Annotated in this window: 1 protein-coding gene; it reads left to right on the top strand. The window is 44.0% G+C overall.

What is annotated here, in order from left to right:
- The first annotated feature begins 541 nt into the window (after positions 1–541).
- On the top strand, positions 542–2,881 hold the full coding sequence (locus OQ5_RS0105850; protein ID WP_255297406.1) for a glycoside hydrolase family 3 C-terminal domain-containing protein: 2,340 nt from the start codon (positions 542–544) through the stop codon (positions 2,879–2,881).
- The last annotated feature ends 121 nt before the right edge of the window (positions 2,882–3,002 follow it).

Here is a 3,002-nt window from a genome sequence, read left to right as displayed (position 1 = left end):
AAACTATAGTTCAAAATATGAATACTACCCTATTCCGGAAAACGAACTTGATAACAACCCGGAAATGGAACAGAATGATCCCTGGTAAAATAGCATAACTCAACCTCTGTAAAGGGCTGTCAGAAAAGCATTTTTACTCTGAAATTTTATTTATACCTTTATGTTATCAGAGTTAATCAAAGGGCCATAAAAATCATGCTTTTTTCTGACAGCCCTTTTTATATACTCTTCAGCGCCCGGGGATAACCTGCCAAGATCGTAATAAACCCATAATAAAATGAAACGAGTCTGTAACTTTGATTTCTCCCTCGGCTCTGCCGCTTTGTTTATAAAGAAATTTGCCACACAAGGGCATTTATGAAAAATTTGTGAGTTCTATCCTGCCTCGATTTATCGGGGAGTAATCGGGACTCGTTTCATTCGGATGAATCATCTAACATCAAATAATCTGTCAATGAAACCTACAACAAAAATTATCCTTTTCTTTGTACTTGCAATAGTTATTGTACAATGTACGTCAACAACAAAAGAGCAAGACAACATGAAAAAAGTACAGGACATCATCTCCTCAATGACCCTGGAGCAGAAAGCACAGCTGGTGATCGGAACAGGTATGGTTTTCGATCTTCCCGACACAATTGAAGCACCTTTCGAAGATCCTCTGAAAAATTACGGCGATACAGCTTATGCAAAAATGGTTCGCCGCATCCGTGAATATTTACCCGGAGCGGCCGGATTTACTGCCGAATTCCCGGAACTGGGAATTACTTCGCAGGTGCTGGCCGACGGCCCTGCCGGACTCCGGATCGCTCCCGAAAGAGAAGGAACGGACAGCACTTTTTATTGCACGGCCTTCCCTATTGCCACAGTTCTGGCATCTTCGTGGGACACAGACCTCGTAGAAGAAGTAGGTAAAGCCATGGGCAACGAAGTTTTGGAGTATGGTGGCGATGTACTGTTAGCACCTGCTCTTAATATTCAACGGGATCCGCTTTGCGGAAGAAACTTTGAATATTACTCGGAAGACCCCCTGATAAGCGGAAAGATGGCTGCAGCCATGGTAAAGGGTGTCCAGTCCAATGGTGTGGGAACTTCCATCAAACATTATGCTGCCAACAATCAGGAAACCAATCGTCTATCCGTCAATACCATTGTTAGCGAACGCGCTTTAAGGGAAATTTATCTGCGTGGCTTCGAAATTGCTGTCAAAGAGTCGCAGCCATGGACTGTCATGTCGGCCTACAACAAAATTAACGAGCAATATGCATCCGAAAGTCATGATTTGCTGACAAAGATTCTTCGTGACGACTGGGGGTTTGAAGGATATGTCGTAACCGACTGGGGAGCCGGAGATGACCTCGTGGCACAAATGAAGGCAGGCAATGATCTGATTATGCCGGGGCAGCCCAACCAGGTTGAAAAAATTATTGCAGCCGTTGAAGAAGGTAAACTGGATGAAAAAATTCTTGACCGGAATATCGAACGTATACTTGGCATCATGTTGAAAACCCCGAAATACAAAGCTTACCAATATTCCAACAATCCGGATATGAAGGCCCATGCCCGGATAACCCGCCAGGCCGCAACCGATGGGATGGTATTGCTTGAAAACCGCAATCATGCACTACCCATTTCAGCAGAAAAAGTTAAAACATTGGCCGTCTTCGGAAATTCATCTTACGAGTTTATTTCGGGCGGAACAGGTAGTGGGGATGTAAATGAAGCCTACACCGTTTCACTTATAGAAGGATTGGAAAATGGCGGTTTCGATGCCAACGATGAACTTTCAGACATTTACCATCAATATATTAAAGAGATGCGTGCCAAGGCCGGCCCTCCAAAAAACTGGCTGACAGCATTGATGGGTGGCAGAGAACCCGTTGCTGAAATGGAGGTATCTGCCCGGATGGCCCGCGAAATGGCAGAAAAAAACGATGTAGCACTGATAACCATTGGCCGGAATTCGGGTGAAGGCGGAGACCGTGAAGCAGCACCGGGCGATTTCTACCTGACCGGGACGGAAAAGCAACTCATCAGGAACGTCTCTGAAGCATTTCAGGCCAAAGGCAAAAAGGCCATTGTCATTCTCAACATCGGGGCTCCTGTTGAAACAGCCTCCTGGGCCAAAATTCCGGATGCTGTCCTCCTTGCCTGGCAACCCGGTCAGGAAGCCGGAAACTCAGTGGTTGATGTGATTAGCGGAAAAGTCAATCCTTCAGGTAAGCTGGCCGTAACTTTCCCTGTTACTTATGACGATGCCCCGTCATCAGCAAACTTCCCGGGCCATGCCACAGAAGGAGAAACAAGTAACACAGATGATTTATCAGGATTCTCAATGATGCAGAGAGTCCCATGGGAAGTGATCTATACCGAAGATATTTTTGTGGGATACCGCTACTACAACACTTTCAACAAAAAAACAGCCTATGAATTCGGTTACGGCCTCTCCTATACCGATTTTGATTACAATAACCTGAAATTATCCGCCGATGAGTTCAAGGATAAACTTACTGCCTCAGTTGAAATCAGCAACACAGGCGAAGTAGCCGGACGCGAAGTGGTTCAGGTTTATATCTCAGCACCGCAGGGAAATCTGGTAAAACCAGGTATCGAATTGATCAACTTTGGAAAAACCAAACTTCTGCAACCAGACGAAAGTGAAACCCTTTCGTTTGATATTAATGCACGTGACATATCATCATTTGATGAACAAACCGGTGCATGGATTGCCGAAAAAGGAGAGTATACCCTTAAAATTGGTTCATCTTCCACACAAACAGAGCAAACAGCCAACTTTTATTTACCCGAAACCACAGTGGTGGAGAAAGTTACTCAACATGCTTTAGCACCTGTTCAGGAAATAAACAAAATGACACCCTGATAAACAAGTCGGTTCTACCACGAATTTAATGACAACTTGAAATTTGTTTATATGTAGTTAAAATTTGGTTTAACGTAGCTTATATGTTGTATTTTTTTTCAACAATATTTAAACCACATTT

Source organism: Anaerophaga thermohalophila str. Valhall, assembly GCF_000250735.1.
In the GTDB taxonomy this organism is placed as follows: Bacteria; Bacteroidota; Bacteroidia; order Bacteroidales; family Marinilabiliaceae; genus Anaerophaga; species Anaerophaga thermohalophila_A.
This window is presented reverse-complemented; position numbering and strand designations above follow the sequence as displayed.

Coding starts and splice junctions, on each gene's coding strand:
- OQ5_RS0105850 (WP_255297406.1), top strand. CDS start 542: ATGAAAAAAGTACAGGACATCATCTCCTCAATGACCCTGGAGCAGAAA.